At 71.3% G+C, this 21,941-nt stretch carries 22 protein-coding genes, 2 tRNA genes and 1 other RNA gene; 11 read left to right on the top strand and 14 right to left on the bottom strand.

Features of this window, described 5'->3' with window-relative positions; translation table 11 throughout:
- The first annotated feature begins 71 nt into the window (after positions 1-71).
- Positions 72-1,010 carry a type IV toxin-antitoxin system AbiEi family antitoxin domain-containing protein gene (locus H9L09_RS10270; protein ID WP_187580484.1) on the top strand — a complete coding sequence of 313 codons (939 nt, stop codon included), beginning with the start codon at positions 72-74 and terminating at the stop codon, positions 1,008-1,010.
- Positions 1,011-1,150: 140 nt separating this feature from the next.
- Here the strand turns inward: H9L09_RS10270 and H9L09_RS10265 are convergent, their stop codons facing one another.
- The gene (locus H9L09_RS10265; RefSeq protein WP_187580483.1) at positions 1,151-1,831 is read right to left on the bottom strand and encodes a 3-oxoacid CoA-transferase subunit B; all 681 of its coding nucleotides are present in this window, start codon (positions 1,829-1,831) and stop codon (positions 1,151-1,153) included.
- Positions 1,831-2,598 carry a CoA transferase subunit A gene (locus H9L09_RS10260; RefSeq protein ID WP_187580482.1) on the bottom strand — a complete coding sequence of 256 codons (768 nt, stop codon included), beginning with the start codon at positions 2,596-2,598 and terminating at the stop codon, positions 1,831-1,833. The genes H9L09_RS10265 and H9L09_RS10260 overlap by 1 nt, the downstream gene beginning before the upstream one ends.
- A 132-nt stretch (positions 2,599-2,730) precedes the next feature.
- Between H9L09_RS10260 and bagA the strand changes: the two genes are divergently transcribed.
- Together bagA and bagB are read left to right on the top strand one after the other, a co-directional pair.
- Positions 2,731-3,753 (top strand): ATPase BagA, encoded by a 1,023-nt coding sequence (gene bagA, locus H9L09_RS10255; protein ID WP_187580481.1) that lies wholly within the window; start codon positions 2,731-2,733, stop codon positions 3,751-3,753.
- Positions 3,750-4,949, top strand: coding sequence for an ArsA family ATPase (gene bagB / locus H9L09_RS10250; protein WP_187580480.1), 1,200 nt, complete (start codon positions 3,750-3,752; stop codon positions 4,947-4,949). Before bagA ends, bagB begins: the two co-directional genes overlap by 4 nt.
- Before the next feature lie 32 nt (positions 4,950-4,981).
- Here bagB and H9L09_RS10245 read toward each other — a convergent pair whose 3' ends face one another.
- A complete protein-coding gene (locus H9L09_RS10245; RefSeq protein ID WP_187580479.1) occupies positions 4,982-5,299 on the bottom strand; it encodes a WhiB family transcriptional regulator in 318 nt (105 codons plus the stop codon).
- Between the two features lie 277 nt (positions 5,300-5,576).
- On the opposite strand from H9L09_RS10245, the gene H9L09_RS10240 reads away from it, so the two are divergent.
- On the top strand, positions 5,577-8,009 hold the full coding sequence (locus H9L09_RS10240) for a transglycosylase domain-containing protein (protein ID WP_187580478.1): 2,433 nt from the start codon (positions 5,577-5,579) through the stop codon (positions 8,007-8,009).
- 8 nt (positions 8,010-8,017) lie between these two features.
- Here H9L09_RS10240 and H9L09_RS10235 read toward each other — a convergent pair whose 3' ends face one another.
- Entirely contained in the window at positions 8,018-8,476 is a 459-nt protein-coding gene (locus tag H9L09_RS10235; RefSeq protein ID WP_187580477.1) for a GatB/YqeY domain-containing protein, read from the bottom strand.
- Positions 8,477-8,501: 25 nt separating this feature from the next.
- Between H9L09_RS10235 and H9L09_RS10230 the strand changes: the two genes are divergently transcribed.
- The 4 genes from H9L09_RS10230 (at position 8,502) to H9L09_RS10215 (ending at position 11,832) form a co-directional block, all read left to right on the top strand.
- Positions 8,502-9,461, top strand: a complete 960-nt coding sequence (locus tag H9L09_RS10230; RefSeq protein WP_187580476.1) for a metallophosphoesterase — start codon at positions 8,502-8,504, stop codon at positions 9,459-9,461.
- A gap of 45 nt (positions 9,462-9,506) precedes the next feature.
- Positions 9,507-9,580: transfer RNA gene (locus tag H9L09_RS10225), tRNA-Pro, on the top strand.
- A gap of 116 nt (positions 9,581-9,696) precedes the next feature.
- The gene (locus H9L09_RS10220) at positions 9,697-11,133 is read left to right on the top strand and encodes a sensor domain-containing diguanylate cyclase (protein WP_187580475.1); all 1,437 of its coding nucleotides are present in this window, start codon (positions 9,697-9,699) and stop codon (positions 11,131-11,133) included.
- Positions 11,134-11,184: 51 nt separating this feature from the next.
- Positions 11,185-11,832 carry a hypothetical protein gene (locus H9L09_RS10215; RefSeq protein ID WP_187580474.1) on the top strand — a complete coding sequence of 216 codons (648 nt, stop codon included), beginning with the start codon at positions 11,185-11,187 and terminating at the stop codon, positions 11,830-11,832.
- 23 nt (positions 11,833-11,855) lie between these two features.
- Here H9L09_RS10215 and H9L09_RS10210 read toward each other — a convergent pair whose 3' ends face one another.
- The 7 genes from H9L09_RS10210 to ffs form a co-directional block, all read right to left on the bottom strand.
- Positions 11,856-12,887, bottom strand: coding sequence for an aspartate-semialdehyde dehydrogenase (locus H9L09_RS10210; protein ID WP_187580473.1), 1,032 nt, complete (start codon positions 12,885-12,887; stop codon positions 11,856-11,858).
- Positions 12,884-14,146, bottom strand: a complete 1,263-nt coding sequence (locus H9L09_RS10205; protein WP_187580472.1) for an aspartate kinase — start codon at positions 14,144-14,146, stop codon at positions 12,884-12,886. Before H9L09_RS10205 ends, H9L09_RS10210 begins: the two co-directional genes overlap by 4 nt.
- 147 nt (positions 14,147-14,293) lie before the next feature.
- Complete coding sequence (locus H9L09_RS10200) at positions 14,294-14,905, bottom strand: DUF5063 domain-containing protein (RefSeq protein ID WP_187580471.1); 612 nt, start codon at positions 14,903-14,905, stop codon at positions 14,294-14,296.
- The gene (gene recR / locus H9L09_RS10195) at positions 14,898-15,497 is read right to left on the bottom strand and encodes a recombination mediator RecR (RefSeq protein WP_187580470.1); all 600 of its coding nucleotides are present in this window, start codon (positions 15,495-15,497) and stop codon (positions 14,898-14,900) included. The genes H9L09_RS10200 and recR overlap by 8 nt, the downstream gene beginning before the upstream one ends.
- A gap of 18 nt (positions 15,498-15,515) precedes the next feature.
- Positions 15,516-15,902, bottom strand: a complete 387-nt coding sequence (locus H9L09_RS10190; RefSeq protein WP_187580469.1) for a YbaB/EbfC family nucleoid-associated protein — start codon at positions 15,900-15,902, stop codon at positions 15,516-15,518.
- A gap of 48 nt (positions 15,903-15,950) precedes the next feature.
- Positions 15,951-18,218 (bottom strand): DNA polymerase III subunit gamma and tau, encoded by a 2,268-nt coding sequence (locus H9L09_RS10185; RefSeq protein ID WP_223164287.1) that lies wholly within the window; start codon positions 18,216-18,218, stop codon positions 15,951-15,953.
- Positions 18,219-18,264: 46 nt separating this feature from the next.
- Positions 18,265-18,355: signal recognition particle sRNA small type (gene ffs, locus H9L09_RS10180), an RNA gene on the bottom strand.
- Between the two features lie 84 nt (positions 18,356-18,439).
- Here ffs and H9L09_RS10175 point away from each other — a divergent pair.
- Both H9L09_RS10175 and H9L09_RS10170 read left to right on the top strand, forming a co-directional pair.
- Positions 18,440-18,528, top strand: a tRNA-Ser gene (locus H9L09_RS10175).
- A gap of 165 nt (positions 18,529-18,693) precedes the next feature.
- Positions 18,694-18,927, top strand: coding sequence for a hypothetical protein (locus H9L09_RS10170; RefSeq protein ID WP_187580467.1), 234 nt, complete (start codon positions 18,694-18,696; stop codon positions 18,925-18,927).
- A gap of 32 nt (positions 18,928-18,959) precedes the next feature.
- On the opposite strand, the gene H9L09_RS10165 is transcribed toward H9L09_RS10170, so the two are convergent.
- The 3 genes from H9L09_RS10165 to H9L09_RS10155 form a co-directional block, all read right to left on the bottom strand.
- Positions 18,960-19,325 carry an STAS domain-containing protein gene (locus H9L09_RS10165; protein ID WP_187580466.1) on the bottom strand — a complete coding sequence of 122 codons (366 nt, stop codon included), beginning with the start codon at positions 19,323-19,325 and terminating at the stop codon, positions 18,960-18,962.
- A gap of 72 nt (positions 19,326-19,397) precedes the next feature.
- Positions 19,398-19,907, bottom strand: a complete 510-nt coding sequence (locus H9L09_RS10160; protein WP_187580465.1) for a GNAT family N-acetyltransferase — start codon at positions 19,905-19,907, stop codon at positions 19,398-19,400.
- A 124-nt stretch (positions 19,908-20,031) separates the two neighbouring features.
- Positions 20,032-21,612 (bottom strand): helicase HerA-like domain-containing protein, encoded by a 1,581-nt coding sequence (locus H9L09_RS10155; RefSeq protein ID WP_187580464.1) that lies wholly within the window; start codon positions 21,610-21,612, stop codon positions 20,032-20,034.
- A 29-nt stretch (positions 21,613-21,641) separates the two neighbouring features.
- On the opposite strand from H9L09_RS10155, the gene H9L09_RS10150 reads away from it, so the two are divergent.
- Positions 21,642-21,938, top strand: coding sequence for a type II toxin-antitoxin system VapB family antitoxin (locus H9L09_RS10150; protein ID WP_187580463.1), 297 nt, complete (start codon positions 21,642-21,644; stop codon positions 21,936-21,938).
- The last annotated feature ends 3 nt before the right edge of the window (positions 21,939-21,941 follow it).

The following is a 21,941-nucleotide window of genomic DNA, read 5'->3' as shown; positions in this document are numbered from 1 at the left end:
CGCGGCCCCCGCTCTGCACAGCTCGTCCGAACCGGCTGCCGACCGCGCGGCGGCGAGCAGAACATGGCTGCATGGACCAGCTCCGAGCACTGGCAGAGGCACGCGGCTTCTTCACACGGGCCGAGGCGCTGCGCGCCGGCCACGATGACCAGTCGATCAGACGCGCGGTCCGGGCGAAGCTGTGGCACCGGATCCGGCCCGGCGCCTACACGTTCTCGGACCTCTGGGCCCGCGCCGACACCTCCGAGCGACACCGCACCACCTCCCGCTCGGTCGTCAGCAGGCTCGCGGGAAGAGTGGTCGCCAGCCACGTCAGCGCCGCCCTGCACCACGGTCTCGAGGTGCACGATGTGGATCTCTCCCTCGTCCACGTCACCCGGACCGACGGCGGAGCCGGTAGGACTGAGGCCGGTGTGCAGCACCACGAAGGGCTCTGTCTCGACGACGACACCGTCGCGGTGGACGGTGTCACCGCCGTCCGACCAGCGCGGGCGGCGCTCGAAACGGCTTCGATGGGCAGCACCGAGTCCGGTGTAGTGGTCCTCGATGCGGTGCGTCGGCGTGGGTGCTCGTGGGAGCAGCTCGAGCAGACGCACGAGGCGATGCGGTGGTGGCCGCGACACCGCCGACTCGACATCGCGCTGCGCCTGTCCGACCCCCGTTCGGAGTCGGTGGGCGAGTCGCGGTCGAAGTTCCTCTTCTGGGCGCAACGGCTGCCCGCCCCCGATCTCCAGTTCGAGGTTCACGACGGACGTGGCCAGCTGGTCGGGGTGACCGACTTCGCCTGGCCGGAGCTCGGACTGCTCGGGGAGTTCGACGGCAAGATGAAGTACGGCCGTCTGCTACGTCCCGGCGAGAAACCGGGCGACGCGGTGTTCCGCGAGAAGATCCGCGAGGACCGGCTGCGCGAGATCACCAACTGGGGGATGGTGCGACTCGTGTGGGACGACCTTTCCCAGCCGGTGGAGACAGCAGAGCGGATCCGCCACCTCTTCAGAGTGGCCGCCTGAGACGATTGGGCCCAGACGGCCCCGCCGTACTTCCCATGGTCTTCTGATCCTTCCCATGGGCTGCGGCCCATGGGAAGCATCAAACAGCCGACATACCGTGGTAATCGGCGGGCACACGGGGCAGAAGGGGCCGTCGGCGGTCAGGTGATGAGGGCCGGCTCGGTCTTGGAGCGCACCTCGTCCTCGGTGACACCGGGCGCGAGCTCGACCAGCTTCAGCGCGCGTTCGCCGTGGGTGCCCGAGGTGGCGAGCCGACCGGTCGAGGGGTCCACCACGTCGATGACGGCGAGGTCGGTGATGATCCGCTGCACCACGCGGCGACCGGTGAACGGCAGCGAGCACTCCTCGACGATCTTGTAGGTGCCGTCCTTGGCGACGTGCTCCATCAGCACGATCACCCGCTTGGCGCCGTGGACCAGGTCCATCGCGCCGCCCATGCCCTTGACCATCTTCCCGGGGATCATCCAGTTCGCGATGTCACCGGAGGCCGAGACCTGCATCGCCCCGAGGATCGCGGCGTCGATCTTGCCGCCGCGGATCATCCCGAACGACATCGCGGAGTCGAAGAACGACGCCCCCTTGCGCAGCGTCACGGTCTCCTTGCCGGCGTTGATGAGGTCCGGGTCGACGGCGTCCTCGGTCGGGTAGGCCCCGACGCCGAGGATGCCGTTCTCCGACTGGAGCACCAGCTCCACGTCCTCGGCGACGTAGTTGGGCACCAGGGTCGGCAGCCCGATCCCGAGGTTGACGTAAGACCCGTCGGTCAGCTCCGAGGCCGCTCGCGCCGCCATCTCCTCGCGGCTCCACCCGTGACCGGCCATCAGGAACGCACCGTCCTCTTCTCGATCCGCTTGTCCGCCGCCTGCTCAGGCGTCAGGGGCACCACTCGCTGCACGAACACCCCGGGGGTGTGTACGTCGTCCGCGTCGATCTCGCCGGGCTCCACGAGGTGCTCGACCTCGGCGATCGTGACCCGACCGCACATCGCCGCCAACGGGTTGAAGTTGCGCGCCGACTGCCGGTAGACGAGGTTGCCGTGCCGGTCGCCCTTCCAGGCGCGCACCAGCGCGAAGTCGGCCACGATCGCCTCCTCGAGCACGAAGTCCTTCTCCCCCTCGGCCGTGGCGAACGAGCGCACCTCCTTCGGCGGGGAGGCGACGAGCACGTTGCCGTCGGAGTCGTAGCGCCACGGCAGGCCGCCCTCGGCCACCTGGGTGCCGACCCCGGTCGCGGTGAAGAACGCGGGGATCCCGGAGCCGCCGGCCCGCATCCGCTCCGCGAGCGTGCCCTGCGGCGTCAGCTCGACCTCCAGCTCGCCGTGCAGGAACTGCCGCGCGAACTCCTTGTTCTCCCCGACGTAGGAGGAGATCATCCGGCGGATCCGCCTCTCCGCGAGCAGCCGGCCCAGGCCCCACTCGTCGACGCCACAGTTGTTCGACACCGCCTGCAGGTCCGAGACGCCGGCGGCGAGCAGCGCATCGATCAGCACCGCCGGAACACCGCACAGCCCGAAGCCGCCCACGGCGACCGTCGCACCACTCGTGATGTCGGCCACCGCCTCCGCGGCCGTTGCCACGACCTTGTCCACGACGACTCCTCCCTACGACCACGCTGAAGACCACGCTGACGTTCACGCTGACGCAGCACACCCTAGCCATCCGCTGTGACCCTCGACACCGACCCGTGAATCCGGCACCGCCGCCCGGCTAGGCTCCGACGAATGAGCGACGAGCAGGGCCCCGGGGCCGAGGACTGGCCAGGAGTGCGTCTGCACGTGGTGACCGGCAAGGGCGGCACCGGCAAGAGCACGGTGGCCGCGGCCCTGGCGCTGGCGCTGGCCAGCCGGGGCAAGCAGGTGCTGCTCTGCGAGGTCGAGGGACGTCAGGGGATCGCCCAGCTCTTCGACGTCCCGCCGCTGCCCTACGAGGAGCGCCGGATCGCGAGTGGCGCCGACAGCGAGGGTGGTGGCGGCGGGCACGTCTACGCCCTGGCGATCGACCCGGAGTCCGCGCTCATGGAGTACCTCGCGATGTACTACCGCCTCGGGCGGGCCGGCAAGGCGCTCGACCGCTTCGGCGTCATCGACTTCGCCACCACGATCGCCCCGGGCGTGCGCGACGTGCTGCTCACCGGCAAGGTGTACGAGGCGGTCTACCGCAACAAGCGCGGCAAGAACCACCGCGAGTACGACGCCGTGGTGCTCGACGCGCCGCCGACCGGCCGGATCGCCCAGTTCCTCGGCGTCAACAAGGAGCTGGCCGGGCTGGCGAAGGTCGGCCCGATCCGCAGCCAGGCCGACAACGTGATGGGCCTGCTCCGATCGAAGCGCACCCGGGTGCACCTGGTCACGGTGCTCGAGGACATGCCGGTCCAGGAGACCGCCGACGGGATCGCCCAGCTCCGCGACGCCGGCCTGCCGGTCGGCGGGGTGGTGGTGAACCTGGTCCGCGGACGCACCCTGGCCGAGGACGTACGCCGGGCCGCGGCCGACGGCACGCTGCCGCGCGCACAGGTGGAGGCCGACCTGGAGAAGGCCGGCCTGGACGTGACCCCCGAGGTCGTCGACGAGCTCCTCCTGGAGGCTCGGGACCACGCCGAACGACGCGAGCTGGAGGACCGGATGCGCGAGCGCGTGGCCGAGCTGGACGTGCCCACCTACGAGCTGCCGCGGTTGCCCGACGGCGTCGACCTCGGGGGGCTCTACGAGCTCGCCGAGGACCTGGTCGAGGAAGGCATGGCATGAGCGCCCCCCGCGACATCCACGACGGCGAGCACGCTCGCGGCCGGGTCGGCCCGCTGGCGGGGCACCCGCACACCAACCCGCCGCTCGACGTGGACGCCCTGCTCGACGACCCGGCGACCCGGATCATCGTCTGCTGCGGCTCGGGCGGGGTGGGCAAGACCACGACCTCGGCCGCGCTGGCGCTGCGCGCCGCCGAGCGGGGCCGCAAGGTCGTGGTGCTCACCATCGACCCGGCCCGCCGGCTGGCCCAGTCGATGGGGATCGAGGCACTCGACAACATCCCCCGGCCGGTGCCGCACCTGGCGCCGACCGGCGGTGGGTCGCTCGACGCGATGATGCTGGACATGAAGCGCACCTTCGACGAGGTGGTCGAGAGCCAGGCCAGCCCGGAGAAGGCCGCCCAGATCCTGGCCAACCCGTTCTACGTGGCGCTCTCGAGCTCGTTCGCGGGCACGCAGGAGTACATGGCGATGGAGAAGCTCGGCCAGCTCCACAAGGACGCCCGACGCACCGGGCGCTGGGACCTCATCATCGTGGACACGCCGCCGTCGCGGTCGGCGCTGGACTTCCTCGACGCACCGGAGCGGCTCTCGAGCTTCCTGGACGGCCGGTTCATCCGGATCCTGCTGGCGCCCGCCCGGGGCCCGGCGCGGCTGATGACGGCCGGCCTCTCGGCGATCACCGGCGCGCTCACCAAGATCCTCGGCGCCCAGGTGCTCAAGGACCTGTCCACCTTCGTCACCGCCTTCGACACGCTGTTCGGCGGGTTCCGTCAGCGGGCCACCAAGACGTTCGAGCTGCTGCAGGCGCCGGGGACGGCGTTCCTGGTGGTGGCGGCCCCGGAGCCGGACGCGTTGCGGGAGGCGTCGTACTTCGTGGAGCGGCTCGAGGAGGAGCAGATGCCGCTGGCCGGCCTGGTGGTGAACCGGGCCAGCCGCTCACCGCTGGGCGGGATCTCGGGGGAGCAGGCGCTCGCGGCGGCGGAGCGGCTCTCGGGGGCCGACGAGGCGCACCTCACCAGCGGCCTGCTGCGACTCGCCGCGGAGCGGGCCCGGCTGGTGGCGCGCGAGAGCCGGCTGCGGCAGCGGTTCTCCGCAGTGCACCCGCACGTGCCCACCGTGGTGGTGCCGGCGCTGTCCACCGACGTGCACGACCTGGAGGGCCTGCGGCGCGTCGGCGAGCTGCTCAGCGCCTAGCGAACCCGTTCCAGGACCTTCGGCTCGCAGGCTCAGGCGGAGACGGCCACGACCGTGGTCTCGGCCGACACGGCGGCCTGGTGGTCGGCCATCGCGGTCTCGAGCAGCCGCCGCCACGAGGTCACGTTGGGACGACGACGCAGCAGAGCCCGACGCTCACGCTCGGTCATGCCACCCCACACGCCCCACTCGATCTCGTTGTCGAGGGCCTCGGCGAGGCACTCGGTGCGGACCGGACAGCCCGCGCACAGCTGCTTCGCCCGGTTCTGGGCGGCGCCACGCACGAACAGCTCGTCCGGCCGGGTCTCGTTGCACAGGGCCACAGTTGCCCAGTCTTCGTTCCACGTCATTGCTCGGCTCCCATCCGAGAGGACCTGCTTGAACCCACAGGTCGTTGAGTCATCCCACGTAGAAAGGTAAAGAATGGTATTGGCGCGAAACAGACACAGAGGGAGCAACTTGGCGTAGTCCAAAGGAACTACTCAAGTCGACCGATTGGCAGGTGTTCGTCCCGGAGGGGGGTGGGTTGTCCTCCCAAGTGGCTCCTGTGGCGGGTGGGATGCCGGACGCCGCCCGCGTGTGGCCTGTTCGGGCTATCCCGCCCACATGTCCTCTAACCTGGGACCCATGTCCGCGCGTCGCACCGACACCTTGAAGCCTGCCTCCATCCTCTCCCACCTGGGCGTGATGGTGGCGGTCGCCGCCGTCATGGGCGTCCTCGTCGCCGGCCTGGCCGTTCCGTTCGCGGGCGTGGTGGGGCTGTCGGCTCGCGACGTCGCGCAGACCATGGACAAGATCCCGGCCGAGCTGAAGGCCGAGCCGCTGCCCCAGCGCACCCGGGTGCTGGCGAAGAACGGCACCTTGCTGGCCACGTTGTACGAGGAGAACCGCGTCAACGTCCCGCTCGTCAAGGTCGCGCCGATCATGCGCAAGGCGATCATCTCGATCGAGGACTTCCGGTTCTACCAGCACGGCGCGCTGGACCTGCGCGGCACGCTCCGCGCGTTCGTCACCAACGAGATGGCCGACTCGACGGTCCAGGGTGGCTCGTCGATCACCCAGCAGATGGTCAAGATGACGCTGCTCGCCCAGGCCGACAGCGACAAGGAGCAGGCGGAGGCGACCGCGGACTCCTACTCCCGCAAGATCCGCGAGCTGCGCTACGCCATCGCCTTCGAGGAGAACTACTCCAAGGACTGGATCCTCGAGCGCTACCTGAACATCGCCTACTTCGGCGACGGCGCGCACGGTATCGAGGCGGCCGCCCAGCACTACTTCTCCAAGCCGGCGTCCCAGCTGAAGCTCCACGAGGCAGCGCTGCTCGCGGGTCTGGTGAAGAACCCGACCGGCTACGACCCGACCAACAACCCGGGCGAGGCGCTGAACCGTCGCAACACGGTGCTGGAGACGATGCTCAAGCTCAACGTGATCTCGAAGTCGGAGGCGGACCGGGCGATGAAGCGCCGGCTCGGCCTCAAGGTCAGCCCGACCAGCAACGGCTGCGTCAACTCGCCGGCGCCGTTCTTCTGCGACTACGCGCTCCAGTACCTCCTCGCCGATCCCGCGCTGGGCAAGACCAAGGACGACCGCAGGGAGCTGCTCAAGAACGGCGGTCTGACGATCCGGACCACGGTGGACCTGCGCTACCAGCGGGCGGCCGACGCCTCCGTGCGTGCGCACGTGAACCCCACCGACCAGGCCATCGGCGGGCTGGCGATGGTGCAACCCGGCACCGGCGAGGTCCGTGCCCTGTCCCAGTCCCGCCCGATGGGCGACGACAGGAAGGCCGGGCAGACCTACCTCAACTACGTCGTGCCGGCGAAGTACGGCGACGCCAACGGCTTCCAGGCCGGATCGACGTTCAAGGCGTTCGTCCTCGCCTCGGCGATCCAGCAGGGCATCCCGCTGTCGACGCAGATCCCGGCGCCACCGACCATCACCCTGGCCGAGAACTCGTTCCGCGACTGCGACGGGATGTACCGCTCCACCGCCTCCTGGCCGGTGGAGAACTCCACCAAGAGTGGAACCTTCGACCTCTACGCCGGCACCCAGCTGTCGGTGAACACCTTCTACGCCCAGCTCGAGCAGCGCACGGGGCTGTGCAAGCCGGCGACGCTGGCCAAGGAGATGGGCATCGACGTCGACCCCAAGACGGTGGTCCCCTCGTTCACGCTCGGTGTCACCAACACCGACCCGCTGACGATGGCCCAGGCCTACGCCACCTTCGCGGCCCGCGGGCTGCACTGTGACGCACGGCCGGTCACCGAGGTCCTCAACAGCGCCGGCAAGAAGATCGCCGACTACCCGGCGCAGTGCCAGCAGCTGCTGAAGACCGCCGAGGCGGACGCCGTCAACGACGTGCTGCGCGGCGTGCAGGAGCCGGGCGGCTTCGGGTACGACGCCGGCATCAATCTCGACCAGCCCTCCGCGGGCAAGACCGGCACGATCAGCGGGAACCGGGCGGTCTGGTTCGTCGGCTACACGCCCAACCTGGCCACCGCCTCGATGATCGCCGGCGCCAACTCGGTCGGCGAGTGGATCTCGTTGAACGGCCAGACCGTCGGCGGCACCTACATCGACACCGCGCACGGCAGCACGACGGCCGGCCCGATGTGGGGCGACGCCATGAAGGCGGTCGAGGGGCTCCTGCCCGACACCGACTTCACGGTTCCTGACCCCACCGCCATCATGGGCCGGATGACCACGGTCCCCTCGCTCTACGGCTACAGCCCGACCTCGGCCGCGGAGGCGCTGCGTCGGGCCGGCTTCAGCCCGGTGATCGGGCCGATGGTGAACAGCAGCAACTCCTACGGCACCGTCGCCTACCTGTCTCCCGGCTCCGGCACCCAGATCGGCACCGGCAGCACCATCACCATCTACGTCTCCAACGGCACCCCGGAGCCGGCGCCGCAGCCGGCCCCGCAGCCGGCGCCGCAGCCCGCGCCGACCACCGGCGGCAACACCGGCGGCGGTGGCGGGAACACCGGCGGTGGCGGTGGCGGTGGCGGCAACGACAAGCCGGGCAACGGCCGCGGCAACGGGCGCGGCCCGAACGGCTGATCCCTCGGCTAGCCGAGCTGGCGGCGTACCTCCGCGGCGACGACACCGCCGTCGGCGCGGCCCTTGACCTGCGGCTGCAGCGCGCCCATGACGCGGCCCATCGCCCGCATGCCGTCGTCGGCCACGCCGAGCGCGGCGATCGTGGAGGTGACGAGGTCCGCCACCTCCTGCTCGGTCAGCTGGGCGGGCAGGTAGCCGGCGATCACCTCCGCCTCGGCCCGCTCCTTGGCGGCCTGCTCGACGCGACCGGCGTCGGCGAACGCCTCGGCGGCCTCGCGGCGTTTCTTGCCCTCGCTGCTGAGCACCCCGATGACGTCGTCGTCGGTGAGCTCGCGTGACTCCTTGCCCGCGACCTCGGCGTTGGTGATCGCCGTCAGCACCATGCGGAGCGTGGACGACGTCACCTCGTCGCGTCCCTTGATCGCCGCGGTGAGGTCGGTGCGCAACCGGTCCTTGAGCTCGCTCATCGGGCCATTGTGGCAGCCTTGGGCAATGCCCCCTCACGCCGCCAGCCAGCCCGCCAGGCCTGTCGCCCGCCCGATCGCCCGGGTCGCGAAGCTCGGTGCCGCGACCGCGGTGGCCGGCCTCGCCTACGCGTCGTGGGAGGCGAGGTGGTTCGCGCTGCGCACCGCGACCGTCGCGGTGCTGCCGCCCGGGCACCGTGACCTCACCGTGCTGCACCTCAGCGATCTGCACCTGACCCCGTCCCAGCACCGCAAGCAGGAGTGGTTGCGGAGCCTCGCGTCCCTGCAGCCGGACCTGGTGGTCAACACCGGCGACAACCTGGCGCACCGCGACTCCGTGCCGGTCCTGCTCGACGCCCTCGGGGACCTCCTCGACGTCCCGGGGGTGTTCGTGCGCGGCTCCAACGACTACTTCGCGCCGACGACGCGCAACCCGGTCCGCTACCTGCTGCCCGACGACGGGCGCCGCAACACCAGCTCTCCCCAGCTGCCGTGGCGCGAGATGGTCGCCGGCTTCGAGAAGCGCGGCTGGGTCGACCTTGACAACGCCCGTGCCAACCTCGCCGTGGCCGGAACCTCGTTCGCCTTCGTCGGCGTCGACGACCCGCACCTGGGGTACGACGACCTCGCGGCCGTCGGCGGGGCCGCCGACTCCTCGGCCGACGTCCGCGTGGCGGTCGCCCACGCGCCGTACCTGCGGGTCCTCGACCGGTTCGCCGCCGACGGCTACGAGCTGGTGATGGCGGGTCACACGCATGGCGGCCAGCTGTGCCTGCCGGGCAAGGGCGCCCTGGTGACCAACTGCGACCTCGAGCCGGCGCGCGCGAAGGGGCTGCACCGGCATCCGGCCACCTCGCTGCCGGGCACACCCGGCAGCTCGTGGCTGCACGTGTCCGCCGGTCTCGGCACGTCGCCCTACGTGCCGCTGCGGTTCTGCTGCCGGCCCGAAGCGACCTTGCTGACGTTGACCGCCGGGCCGGATTCGTAGCCGGGGCGTCGCTCGGGTAGACTCACCGCGCCGATCAAGGGCTCTCGGGCTGTGGCGCAGTTTGGTAGCGCGCTTCGTTCGGGACGAAGAGGCCGCAGGTTCAAATCCTGTCAGCCCGACCGAGTAAACGCAGGGAAGCGACCCCCATCCATCCGGGTGGGGGTCTGCTGCGTTCCGACCCCTCGGGAGTTCACAATCTCCCCCAACGCCGACACAAGGTGCGGACAATGAGCGGGTGAGCTGTCAGGGGGACGTGTCCGGCGAGCAGGGCTTCTACCGGACCGTGGTGGAGTGGAGCCCCACCGCGATCGTCGTGCTGGACATGGAGGGGCTGATCCGATTCGCCAACGAGAAGGCGCACGTCCTCCTTGCGAGGGACGTCGTCGGATCTCGGTTCGAGGCCTTGTTCACCCCGCCCGACCGACAGCGTGCCTGCGGATACGTCGCCGGGCTGGCGCAGTCGACGACGTCGACCAGCATGTTCTTCACCGCCGACGTCGCCCCGGTGCCCGGCGAGGCCGCTCGCTTCGTTCACGTGCACGGCAGCCACGCCCGTCTGCCTCAGCAGCCGTCCGGCTTGTTGGTCCTCACCGTGATCGACAGCACTGAGGCCCGGCAGCGGGAGAACGACCTCGAGCACCAGGCGCTGTACGACTCCCTGACCGGCCTGCCCAACAGGGCCCTGCTGCTGGAACGACTCCGGCAGGTGTGCACCGAGGACTCGCCGTCCGGCGCGCTGATGATGGTCGACATGGATGGCTTCAAGCAGGTCAACGACCGGCTCGGGCACCAGATCGGCGACACACTGCTGTTCGAGGTCGCGCAACGGCTTCGGCAGGCGTTGCCCTCGTCGGCCACGATCGCGCGACTTGGTGGTGACGAGTTCGCAGTGCTCGTCCCGGAGTCGGCCGTCGACGTCGCGACCAAGCTGGCAGCCGCCGTCTGCCAGGACATCTCCCGACCGTTCCTGGGCGTCGAGTATCCGGTGACCGCCTCGGTCGGCGTGACCGAGGTGACCGACCTCGAGGAGTCCCTGCGGCAGGCCGACCTGGCGATGTACGCCGTGAAGGCCGCCGGGGGTGACGGAGTCGTTCGCTACGACCTGGCGCTGGAGCGATCACTGCGCGAGGACGTGCACGGTGCCGTATCCGTGTCGGCCCTTCGTGCTGAGCGGGACAGGCTTCACGCCGAGGCGCGCACCGACCCCCTCACGTGCTTGCCGAACAGACGCGCCCTCGACGAGTTCGTCGCCTCCCACGCGGGGAAGCCGGCATCCGTCCTCTTCGTCGACGTGGACCGGTTCAGTGCCTACAACCATCGACACGGAGACCAGCGGGGCGACGGCGCTCTCCAGCAGCTCGCTCAGACCTTGACCGGCAACTGTCGTGACTCGGACCGCGTGTTCCGCAAGGGCGGCGAGGAGTTCGTGGCGGTGCTGCCCGAAGCCGACGGCATCGTCGCCCGCGACGCCGCCGAGCGGATCCGTGGAGCTGTCGAGGCTCTGGCGCTCGAGCACGGCGGCGTACCCGACGTGCCGATCGTGACCGTCACCATCGGCGTGGCCGTGCAACCGAACGGAGACGTCAACGAGGCGATGCGTGTCGCCGGCGAGCGGGCCTATGCCTCGAAGGTGGCCGGGCGCCGCAACCACGTCGCGGCAGAGGCCCTCTGAAACCGCTCGCACGGGCACGGCCGTCGTCCGCAGGTCTGGCAGACTGCGGCCATGGCGGACAAGGAAACCGGCGAGGGGCCCCGGGAGCCGGATCTCGAGCTGCCTTCGCTGTTCCGCCGTCGGCGCCGTCGCCACCCCCAGCCGACCTCCGAGCCGACCTTCGAGCCGGAGCCCGAGGTGGAGTCCGGACCGGTCGCCGCCGCCGCTCAGCCCCGGGGCACGAGCCTGGCCACCGAGCAGGCGTCCCGGCCGCCTGCACCGGCCCCGGAGCGCACGCGGGAGCGCCGGCGGCTCCCGGTGCCCGCGGTGGTGGCCGCAGCGCTGACCGGCCTGCTGGTCGGCCTGCTGGGCACGTTCCTGACCTGGGGTGGCCTCGCCGGGTGCGACGCGGTCCGCGGCACGAGCTCCTGCGGCGGCGGGGCGGGACTGGCGCTGCTGCTGGCGATCCTTGCCGTGATGGTGCTGGCCGGCGCGGTGCTGCTCGCGATGCTCCGGGTGCCGGAGCCGCGCAGCACGAGCGTCCTGGGCGTCGGCGTGCTGTGCGTGATGGCGCTGCTGGTGCTGTCGGACGCGTGGACGAGCGGGTGGATGTTCGTGGTGGTCCCGCTGATCGGGCTGGCGTCGTACGCGCTCGCGCACTGGGTGACCAGCCGGTTCGACACGGCACCCGAGACCTCCCGCGGCACCGACCCCGTCTGAGGCAAGCAGTCGTGCGCGGCCGGTCAGCGAGCCGCGAGCAGCTCCGCGATCTGGATCGTGTTGAGCGCGGCGCCCTTGCGCAGGTTGTCGTTGCTGACGAACAGCACCAGCCCGCGCTCGTCGTCCAGGCTGGCGTCCTGGCGGATCCGGCCGACGTAGCTCGGGTCCTTGCCGGCGGCCTCCAGCGGCGTGGGGATGTCACTGAGCGCCACCCCGGGCGCATCGGCGAGCAGCTCCACCGCCCGCTTGGCCGACAGCGGCCGCGCGAACTCGACGTTCAGCGACAGCGAGTGGCCGGTGAACACGGGCACCCGGACGCAGGTGCCGGCGACCTTGAGGTAGGGGATGTCGAGGATCTTGCGGCTCTCGTTGCGGAGCTTCTGCTCCTCGTCGGTCTCGTCGCTGCCGTCGTCGACCAGCGAGCCGGCCATCGGCAGCACGTTGAACGCGATCGGTCGGGTGTACTTCTGCGGCTCGGGCAGCGGCACCGCGGACCCGTCGTGGGCCAGCTCAGGGCCGCGATCGCCGACCGCGGCCACCTGGCCGGCGAGCTCCTGCACGCCGGCGACGCCGCTGCCGGAGACCGCCTGGTAGGTGCTGGCGACGATGCGGACCAGCCCCGCCTCGTCGTGGAGGGGCTTGAGCACCGGCATCGCCGCCATCGTGGTGCAGTTCGGGTTGGCGATGATCCCCTTGCGGGCCTGGTGGATCGCCTGCGGGTTCACCTCGCTGACGACCAGCGGCACGTCGGGGTCCATCCGCCAGGCGGAGGAGTTGTCCACGACAACGGCGCCGGCCTCGGCGAACAGGGGCGCGAGCGCCCGTGAGGTGGTGGCGCCGGCGGAGAACAGCGCGACGTCCAGCCCGGAGGGATCGGCGGTGGCGGCGTCCTCCACGACGATCCGGCGGCCGTCGTACTCCAGGGTGCTGCCGGCGGAACGGGCCGAGGCGAACAGGCGTACGTCGTCGGCAGGGAAGCCTCGCTCGAGCAGCAGCCGGCGCATCACCTCGCCGACCTGGCCGGTGGCACCGACGATGCCGAGTCGCACGCTCATCGGCCGCTACCGCCGTAGACGACCGCCTCGACGTCCTCGGAGTCGAGGTCGAAGGCGGTGTGGGTGGCGGCGACCGCGTCGTCGACCTGGGCCTGGTCGACGATGACCGAGATCCGGATCTCGGAGGTGGAGATCATCTCGATGTTGACGCCGGCCGACGCCAGGGAGGCGAAGAACTTGGCGGTGACGCCCGGGTGCGAGCGCATCCCGGCCCCGATCAGCGAGACCTTGCCGATCTGGTCGTCGTAGAGCAGCGAGTCGTAGCCGACCTCGCCCTGGATCCGGGCCAGGGCCGCCATCGCGACCTGACCGTCGTCGCGCGGCAGGGTGAAGGAGATGTCGGTCAGGTTCGTCGAGGCGGCCGAGACGTTCTGCACGATCATGTCGAGGTTGATCTGCGCCTCGGAGAGCGCCTCGAAGATCCGGGCGGCCTCACCGACCTTGTCCGGGACCCCGACGACGGTGATCTTGGCCTCGCTCCGGTCGTGCGCGACGCCGGCGATGATGGCCTGTTCCATGTCGTTCTCCTCGTCGGTGATCCAGGTTCCGGTCTTCTGGCTGAACGACGACCGGACGTGGATGGGCATCTCGTAGCGGCGGGCGTACTCCACGCAGCGCAGGTGCAGGATCTTGGCGCCGCAGGCGGCCATCTCCAGCATCTCCTCGTAGGAGATCCGGTCCCGCTTGCGGGCGGTGGGCACGATCCGCGGGTCGGCGGTGAAGACGCCGTCGACGTCGCTGTAGATCTCGCAGACGTCGGCGTTCAGCGCCGCGGCGAGCGCCACGGCGGTGGTGTCGCTGCCGCCGCGGCCGAGCGTGGTGATGTCCTTGGTGTCCTGGCTGACGCCCTGGAAGCCGGCCACGATCGCGACCGCGCCCTGCTCGAGCGCCCTCTCGATCCGGCCCGGCGTGACGTCGATGATCTTGGCCTTGCCGTGCGAGCTGTCGGTGATGACGCCTGCCTGGCTGCCGGTGAACGAGCGTGCCTCCTGGCCGAGGTTGCCGATCGCCATCGCCAGCAGCGCCATCGAGATCCGCTCGCCGGCGGTGAGCAGCATGTCGAGCTCGCGCCCGGCGGGCAGCGGCGAGACCTGCTGGGCCAGGTCGATCAGCTCGTCGGTGGTGTCCCCCATCGCCGAGACCACGACCACGACGTCGTGCCCGGCGCGCTTGGCGTCGAGGACCCGCTGGGCCACCCGCTTGATGCCCTCGGCGTCGGCGACGGAGGAGCCGCCGTACTTCTGGACGACAATGCCCACAGGTGCACTCCTCGACTCTGGTCCGCTGGTCGGCAACGCCGATGATCCTACCGAGCCGGCCGCGACCGTCGTCGGGCCCGACGCATGCCGGACACCGCAGGCCACAGGAAGATCTCCTGCCGCCAGGGCGGGGTCACCCCGCGAGGATCAAGGATTTACGGCCTCGAGCATCTCGTCAGCTGCCTCGACCCGGTCCTGCTCGCCCTCGAAGTCCGCGTCGAAGCGGTCGTGCGAGACCACCGACTGCAGCGCGCGGAGCACCCCGCTGGCCTCGCTCCCCCAGGCGGACATGTAGGAGAACTGCCACCACCACAGCGCCTCGCTGACCCGGCCGGCACGGAAGTGCCGCAGGCCGTGCGCCAGGGCGGCGGCGATGCTGGTCAGGTCGTCGGAGAGCAGCGAGGTCAGCACCTCGGGCGGGTCGACGTAGGGGTCGAACACCTCGGTGTAGACGTCGATGCCCTCGAGCAGCACGGCGAGCCGCAGCCGCATCGCGTCGAGGTCGGGGTCGGGCCCGGCGTCGGGTTCGTACTCGTCGGCGGGCAGGAAGTCGGTGTGCACCCCGAGACGGCCGCCGGCGAGCAGCACCTGGCTCACCTCGAGCAGCAGCAGCGAGACGGCCTGACCTCCGGTGGCGTCGCCGCGCGCGATCGCCCGCAGCGCGAGCAGGAAGCTCTCCACCTGGTCGGCGATCTGCTGGGCGAAGTCCTCGAGCTCGCTGTCGAGTCCCACGGCCCCAGCAGGTGTCTGCTCACTCATCGACAGCACGTCTCCCTTCGAATGCACGGCCGAGCGTGACCTCATCGGCGTACTCGAGGTCACCTCCTACGGGCAGTCCACTCGCAAGTCGCGTCACACGCAAGCCCATCGGGCGCAACATGCGGGTGAGGTACGTCGCGGTGGCCTCTCCCTCGAGGTTCGGGTCGGTCGCCAGGATGACCTCGGTGACCGCTCCGTCGGCGAGCCGGACCATCAGCTCGCGGATCCTCAGCTCGTCCGGCCCGATGCCCTCGATCGGCGAGATCGCACCGCCCAGCACGTGGTAGCGCCCCCGGAACTCCCGGGTGCGCTCGATCGCCACCACGTCCTTGGGCTCCTCCACGACGCAGATGCAGCTGAGGTCCCGGCGCGGGTCCCGGCAGATCCGGCAGGTCTCCTCCTCGGCCACGTTGCCGCAGATCGAGCAGAACTTGACCCGTTGCTTGACCTCCACGAGCACGTCCGCGAGCCGGCGTACGTCGACCGGGTCGGCCGCCAGCAGGTGGAACGCGATGCGCTGCGCGCTCTTCGGTCCCACGCCCGGGAGCCGGCCGAGCTCGTCGATGAGGTCCTGGACGACGCCTTCGTACATGAAGGGGTGTGGCTCCGCTCAGAATCCGACGGGAGAGCCGCCGGAGGGTCCACCGGCCGGGCCGCCGAGCTCGCCGAGGCCGCTGGTGAGCGGCCCGAGCTTCTCGCCGGCCAGCGCGTCGGCCCGGGCGCGGGCGTCGCGGTAGGCGGCCACGATCAGGTCCTCGAGGTCCTCGGTGTCGTCGGGGTCGAACGACCCGGAACGGATCTTGACGCCGATCAGCTCGCCGGTGCCGTTCACCTTCACGGTCACCAGGCCGTCGCCGACGGTGCCGTCGACCTCGGCGGAGGCGAGCTCCGCCTGGGCGCTCATCATCTGCTCCTGCATGGCCTGCGCCTGCTGGAGCAGGGCGTTCATGTCGAAGCCGCCCTCGCCGAACGGGTTGTCGGGGGTGCCCTGGGTCATCTGGTGTCGCTCTCTTCCGGGGTGGGGGTCAGCTGAACCGGGTGGGGGTCAGCTGTGCGGGATCTCTTCGATGATGCTCGCCCCGAGCTCGCGCTGCAGGAGCTGGGTCCCGCCGAGGTCGTCGTCGGCGTCGGGGTCGTCGCGGTGGGCGTCGTCGTCGGAGACCGAGGGGGTGGCGGCAGCGCGCTGCTCCCCGGGGTGACGGGTGTCCTGGATCGCCTCGCGGGCCGACGCGACGGCGGACGGGTCGACGGGCCTGCGCTGCGGCGGCTCCGGCTCGGCGGCAGGGACCTGGTCACCCGGCGGCGGGGGGCCGGCCGACGCGGGGGCTCCCGGCTGCGGGGCGGCACTCTCCACCGGCCGGGTGTCATGGGTGCGGATCGTCATCGGCCCGCCGGCGCCCGGCTCCGCGGTCGGGTCGACGATCGCCTCGATCCGCCAGTCGTGGCCGACCACGTCGATGCAGGCCTGGCGCAGGATCTCCTCGCTGCCGCCGCTGCTGAAGGAGTTGCGGGCGCCGGCGTTCACGAGCGCGACGGTCAGCGTCTTCTCGTCGACGGCGGTCACCTGGCCGTTCTGGCTGAGCAGGATCCAGGTGTAGCGCCGCTTGAGCTTGACCGCGTCGAGGATGTCCGGCCACAGCCGGCGCACCTCGACCAGGCCGAGACCGTGCGCAGCGGCCTGCCCCTGCGGAGCGGGCTGCGCGGGGTGTCCCGCCGGCTGGACCGCCTCGGCGGCGGGCCGGTCGGACGTCGGAGCAGGCTCCGCGGCCGGCGGGACCGCGGCCGGCGCCTGGTCCTGGGCCTGCGGACGGTCCTCCTCGGTCTGCGGACGGTCCTCCTCGGTCTGCGGACGGTCCTCCTCGGTCTGCTGGCGGCCCTCCGCGGCCTGGCGGTCGGCCCCGGGAGTCGTGGCGGTCGGCCAGGCCTCCTGCGGGGCCGCAGAGACCGCAGGCGAGGCCGCCGGCGCCTGCGGCGCCGGCTGGTGCGCGGCGGCCGGCGACTGCGTGGCCTCCCGGGTCGGGGCCTCCGGCCGACGGGTGGCGGCGGCGGCGGAGCGACCCTCGCTGCCGGCGCCGGCATCCTCGCGCCGGGCCGGTGCCGGAGCGGCCGCACCCGACGCGGGCAGCGCCGCCGAGGGGGTGCCCTCGATCGCCATCCGCTTCTCGATCCGGTCCAGGCGGGCCATCACCCCGGCGGTGCCGTGGTCGGCGCCCGGCAGCAGCACGCGGGCGCAGATGAGCTCGAGCAGCAGCCGCGGCGCGGTCGCGCCCTTGAGCTCGGTGAGCCCGGCCGCGACCAGGTCGGCGGCGCGGCTGAGGTCGGCGCGGCCGAAGCGGGCGGCCTGGGCGACGAGCCGCTCGGCCTGGTCCTGCGGCAGGTCGATCAGGCCGGTGGCCGGGGCGTCCGGCACCGCGGCGATGATCAGGAGGTCGCGCAGCCGGCGCAGCAGGTCCTCGGTGAACCGGCGGGGATCCTGGCCGGTCTCGATCACCTTGTCGACCACGCCGAAGACGGTGCCTGCGTCGTCGGCCGCGAACGCGTCGACGACCTCGTCGAGCAGGGTCTCGGGGGTGAAGCCCAGCAGCCCGGTGGTGAGCTCGTAGGTGACGCCCTCGGGACCGGCGCCGCCGATCAGCTGGTCGAGCACCGAGAGCGTGTCCCGGGCGGACCCGCCGCCCGCGCGCACGACCAGCGGCAGTGCGGCCGGCTCCACCTGCACCTGCTCCTGGTCGCACAGCTCCTGGAGGTAGTCCGACAGGGTGCGCGGCGGGATCAGCCGGAACGGGTAGTGGTGGGTCCGCGAACGGATCGTGCCGATGACCTTCTCCGGCTCGGTCGTGGCGAAGACGAACTTGATGTGCTCGGGGGGCTCCTCGACCAGCTTCAGCAGCGCGTTGAAGCCGGCCGGCGAGACCATGTGGGCCTCGTCGATGATGTAGATCTTGTAGCGGCTGCTGACCGGGGCGAAGAAGGCGCGCTCGCGCAGGTCCCGGGCGTCGTCGACACCGCCGTGGCTGGCCGCGTCGATCTCGATGACGTCGATGGAGCCCGGGCCGCCGCGCGCCAGGTCCACGCAGGACTGGCAGACCCCGCAGGGGGTGTCGGTCGGTCCCTGCTCGCAGTTGAGGCAGCGCGCGAGGATGCGGGCGCTCGTGGTCTTGCCGCAGCCACGGGGTCCGGAGAACAGGTAGGCGTGGTGGACCCGGTTGTTCTTCAGCGCCGCCCGCAGCGGCGTGGTCACGTGATCCTGGCCGATGACCTCGGCGAAGGTCTCGGGCCGGTAGCGGCGGTAGAGGGCGAGCGGTGCTTCCACGTCCATGACCCTAACCACCCCGGCCGACACTCACCATCGTGAGACGAAAAGGCCCCCGCGCACCCGACAGAGCTCACTTGCCCTTGCTGCCTTCCGGCCCTGGGGGAGTTGGGCGAGGTGCCGCCGCACGGGGGGTTGGCCCGAGTCTAGGCGACGGCGCTCCGCTGCCCCAAGCCGGGCGCGATTTCCGCGCACGCGCGGCGGCCGGTAGCCTCTCCGGCGGAGGATTCGCCTAGTGGCCTATGGCGCTCGCTTGGAAAGCGGGTTGGGTTAATAGCCCTCAGGGGTTCGAATCCCCTATCCTCCGCCACGACGAGAGCCCCGCCGGTGCCCACCGGCGGGGCTCTCGCCATCCGGGCGTGGCGAAGAGTTCAACCGGCCGACACATGGCGTAACGATCCCGACAAATGAATCCGCCACCCTTGGGGTACGTGAGCGCCACCCGCTCTTCCGCCCGACCCCAAGGGGGCCGACCATGACCGCACTCCTCCCGGAGCGAGTCAGCGCACGCCCGGTTCCCGCGGCGCGCGCCGCCGGCTCGACGGAGCGTTCCGCCGGCCCCTCGCCGGACCGGCTGGTGCTGGCCTCCCAGCGGCGCGCTGCGGCCCACCTCTGCAGCCTGGCCGCGCTGCTCGAGGGCAGGCCCGACCTGCGGGGGACCTACGCCCCCGCGGACCTGGCCGTCGAGGCGCTCACCTGGTGCGTGTGAGCAACCTCTGATCGTCCGGCGGGCCGGCCGGTTCAGGCCTGCGGCACGCCGGAGTCGAGCGCGACGTCGAGGCTCGGCCGGATGTCGAAGACCTTCTCCAGGCCGGCGATGCTGAACAGCTCCATCACGGCGTGGGTCGGGCAGACCAGCGTCATCGAGCCCTGCAGGGCGTGCGCCCGGCGGCGGATCCCGATCAGCGCGCCGAGCCCGGTGGAGTCCAGGAAGTCCAGCTCCGAGAGGTCGATCACGAGACGGTTGGAGCCGGAGACCAGCAGGTCGATGACCTGCGTGCGGAAGGTGCCCTGGGTGGCGAGGTCGAGCTCGCCGCGGAGGGTCACGAGGGTCTGGTCGCCGTGATCGGTCACGGCGATGTCGAGCAGGTCGTTCTCGGCGTACACGCAGAGCTCCTCGGTGCTGAGCGTCGTCCGGCCGGGTCTTGACCGCCTCGCGACTCTACCCCTGAGCCCGGCTCAGGTGGAACGGCCCTCGCGTGGGATCGCCAGCCACTCCTCGAACGACAGGTCGTGACCGACGTAACGCGGCTGCTCGAAGGGCCAGTCCGAGGCGATCCACAGCGGGACCAGGTCGTCGAGCGCCTGCTCCACCTCGGAGCCGACCAGCGGGTCGACGACCCACCACATGACGTCCGCGTCGGCCCCCGGCTTGTCGGTCGGCTCGATGTAGACGCAGCCGAGCAGCTCGCTCTCCTGCTCGTCGAACAGGGCGTAGTTGAACGACTCGTTGCGCTCCATCTCGTCGGCGTGGTGCTGCAGGTCCTCGCGATCCTGCTCGGCGGTCATCGTCGCGGGCGGCCAGCCCCAGGCCTCGCCGTACATCGACCACAGCCGCTCCCGCGAGCCCATCACCGCGACCAGGTCCAGTTCGGTGTCGTCGGCGCGGATCGGCCGCAGGTGCTGTCCGCTGGGCAGCTCCACCCGCTTGGGGTGGACGAAGTCGCCGGGCAGCCAGGTCTCGCTCATGAACGTCCCCTCGCGTCGTACGTCGTCGTGGCGGGCGGCTCGTGGACGAGGCCTGGCCCGACCCCGATGATGACGCCGCCGGGCCGGGGACGGAGCCCGAATGCACGATCTGGTGAGGCCCGGGTCAGCGTCGGCCGGTGCGGAACACCCCGCGCAGGATCTCGCGCGCCGCCGTGCGCATCAGGTCCTTGGCGATCGGTGAGCTGATGACGTCGGCGAGCACGTCGCCCGGCCCCTCCTGCCGACGAGCCGGGGCGGGGTAGTCGACCTTGGCCCGCTTGCGCGGCCTCCTCACGCGCGCGTCCGGCGCGTTCGGCGAGGCGGCGGCCTCCGCCTCGGCCTTCGCGGCGCCGGCCTCCACCTTGGCGGCGAGACGCTCGTGCGCGGAGTCACGGTCGATCGTCTCGGCGTACTTCGCCTGCAGCGGCGAGGCGAGCACCGCGGCCTGCATCGCGGCCGGGTCGGCCGGGGCCATCAAGGACTCGGGTGCCCGGAGCCGGGTCCACGCCACCGGGGTCGGCGCCCCGCGCTCGTTCATCACCGTGACCACCGCCTCGCCGATGCCCAATGAGGTGAGCACCGCCCCGAGGTCGTGGTAGGCCGAGACCGGGTAGGTGCTCACCGTCTGCTTCAACGCCTTGGCGTCGTTGGGGGTGTGCGCCCGGAGCTGGTGCTGCACGCGGGAGCCGAGCTGCCCGAGGACGTCGTCCGGGACGTCGGTGGGCGACTGGGTCACGAAGAAGACACCGACCCCCTTGGACCGGATCAGCCGGACCGTCTGCGCGATGGCGGAGAGGAAGTCCTTGGAGGCGTCGTGGAAGAGCAGGTGCGCCTCGTCGAAGAAGAACACCAGCTTCGGCTTGTCCACGTCGCCGACCTCGGGCAGGTCGTGGAAGAGGTCCGCGAGCAGCCACATCAAGAAGGTGGAGAAGACTGCCGGCCGGTCCTGCAGGTTCGGCAGCTCGACCAGCGAGATCACGCCGAGTCCGTCGGCGGTGGTCCGCAGCAGGTCGGCGGACTCGAACTCCGGCTCGCCGAAGAACGCGTCGGCGCCCTGGTCGCTGAACGCGATCAGCTCGCGCAGGATCACGCCCGCGGTCGAGGAGGAGAGTCCGCCGAGCCCCTTGAGGTCGGCCTTGCCCTCGTCGGAGACGAGGTACTGCACCACCGCGCGCAGGTCGGCGAGGTCCAGCAGCGGCAGACCCGCCTTGTCGGCGTAGTGGAAGACCAGCCCCAGCGACGACTCCTGGGTGTCGTTGAGCCCGAGCACCTTGGCCAGCAGGGTCGGGCCGAAGGCGGTCATCGTGGCCCGTAGCGGGACCCCGGTGCCCTGGCCGCCGAGGGCGTAGTACTCCACCGGGAAGCCGCGGGCGGTCCAGGTCTGCCCGACCGAGGCGGCCCGCTCGCTGATCCGGGGGCTCTCCTGGCCCGGCGCCGCGAGCCCGGAGAGGTCGCCCTTGATGTCCGCGGCGAAGACCGGCACGCCCTGGGTGGCGAGCTGCTCGGCGAGCAGCTGCAGCGTCTTGGTCTTGCCGGTGCCGGTGGCTCCGGCCACCAGACCGTGCCGGTTCAGCATGCCGAGCGGGATCCGCACCGCGACGTCGGTGAGCGTGCTCGCGTCGATCATCAGGCCGCCCAGCTCGAGGGCCGGGCCCTCGAAGGCATAGCCGGCTGCCACCGCTGCTTCGATCGGGTGCTCGGTCATGACGTGACCCTAGACCTATGCTGGCGTGCGTGATCTTCAAGCGCGTGGGCTCCGGCAAGCCGTACCCCGAGCACGGGTTGACGGCCAAGGACTGGGCCTCGCTACCGCCACGACAGGTGCGGCTCGACGAGCTGGTCACCACCAAGGACACGCTCCACCTGGTCGCGCTGCTCGACGAGGACTCGACCTTCTTCGGCGACCTGTTCGCGCACGTGGTCGAGTGGCGCGACGAGCTCTACCTCGAGGACGGTCTGCACCGCGCCCTGCGAGCAGCGCTGCAGCAGCGGCAGGTGCTTCACGCTCGCGTCTACGTCATGGCAGGCTGACCG

Origin of the sequence: Nocardioides mesophilus (genome assembly GCF_014395785.1) — a bacterium.
Classification (GTDB): domain Bacteria; phylum Actinomycetota; class Actinomycetes; order Propionibacteriales; family Nocardioidaceae; genus Nocardioides_B; species Nocardioides_B mesophilus.
Note: the sequence above shows the minus strand (reverse complement) of the source record. Positions and strands in the feature narration are given on the sequence as shown.

Excerpts from the sequence above, each read along its gene's own strand:
- H9L09_RS10270 (WP_187580484.1), top strand. The coding sequence starts at position 72 with ATGGACCAGCTCCGAGCACTGGCAGAGGCACGCGGCTTCTTCACACGG.
- H9L09_RS10235 (WP_187580477.1), bottom strand. The coding sequence starts at position 8,476 with ATGAGCGAGCTCAAGGACCGGTTGCGCACCGACCTCACCGCGGCGATC.
- H9L09_RS10155 (WP_187580464.1), bottom strand. The coding sequence starts at position 21,612 with ATGACCGAGCACCCGATCGAAGCAGCGGTGGCAGCCGGCTATGCCTTC.
- H9L09_RS10265 (WP_187580483.1), bottom strand. The coding sequence starts at position 1,831 with ATGGCCGGTCACGGGTGGAGCCGCGAGGAGATGGCGGCGCGAGCGGCC.
- H9L09_RS10210 (WP_187580473.1), bottom strand. The coding sequence starts at position 12,887 with ATGAGCGTGCGACTCGGCATCGTCGGTGCCACCGGCCAGGTCGGCGAG.
- H9L09_RS10215 (WP_187580474.1), top strand. The coding sequence starts at position 11,185 with ATGGCGGACAAGGAAACCGGCGAGGGGCCCCGGGAGCCGGATCTCGAG.
- H9L09_RS10230 (WP_187580476.1), top strand. The coding sequence starts at position 8,502 with ATGCCCCCTCACGCCGCCAGCCAGCCCGCCAGGCCTGTCGCCCGCCCG.
- recR (WP_187580470.1), bottom strand. The coding sequence starts at position 15,497 with ATGTACGAAGGCGTCGTCCAGGACCTCATCGACGAGCTCGGCCGGCTC.
- H9L09_RS10200 (WP_187580471.1), bottom strand. The coding sequence starts at position 14,905 with ATGAGTGAGCAGACACCTGCTGGGGCCGTGGGACTCGACAGCGAGCTC.
- bagA (WP_187580481.1), top strand. The coding sequence starts at position 2,731 with ATGAGCGACGAGCAGGGCCCCGGGGCCGAGGACTGGCCAGGAGTGCGT.
- H9L09_RS10245 (WP_187580479.1), bottom strand. The coding sequence starts at position 5,299 with ATGACGTGGAACGAAGACTGGGCAACTGTGGCCCTGTGCAACGAGACC.
- H9L09_RS10240 (WP_187580478.1), top strand. The coding sequence starts at position 5,577 with ATGTCCGCGCGTCGCACCGACACCTTGAAGCCTGCCTCCATCCTCTCC.
- H9L09_RS10190 (WP_187580469.1), bottom strand. The coding sequence starts at position 15,902 with ATGACCCAGGGCACCCCCGACAACCCGTTCGGCGAGGGCGGCTTCGAC.
- H9L09_RS10170 (WP_187580467.1), top strand. The coding sequence starts at position 18,694 with ATGACCGCACTCCTCCCGGAGCGAGTCAGCGCACGCCCGGTTCCCGCG.
- H9L09_RS10160 (WP_187580465.1), bottom strand. The coding sequence starts at position 19,907 with ATGAGCGAGACCTGGCTGCCCGGCGACTTCGTCCACCCCAAGCGGGTG.
- bagB (WP_187580480.1), top strand. The coding sequence starts at position 3,750 with ATGAGCGCCCCCCGCGACATCCACGACGGCGAGCACGCTCGCGGCCGG.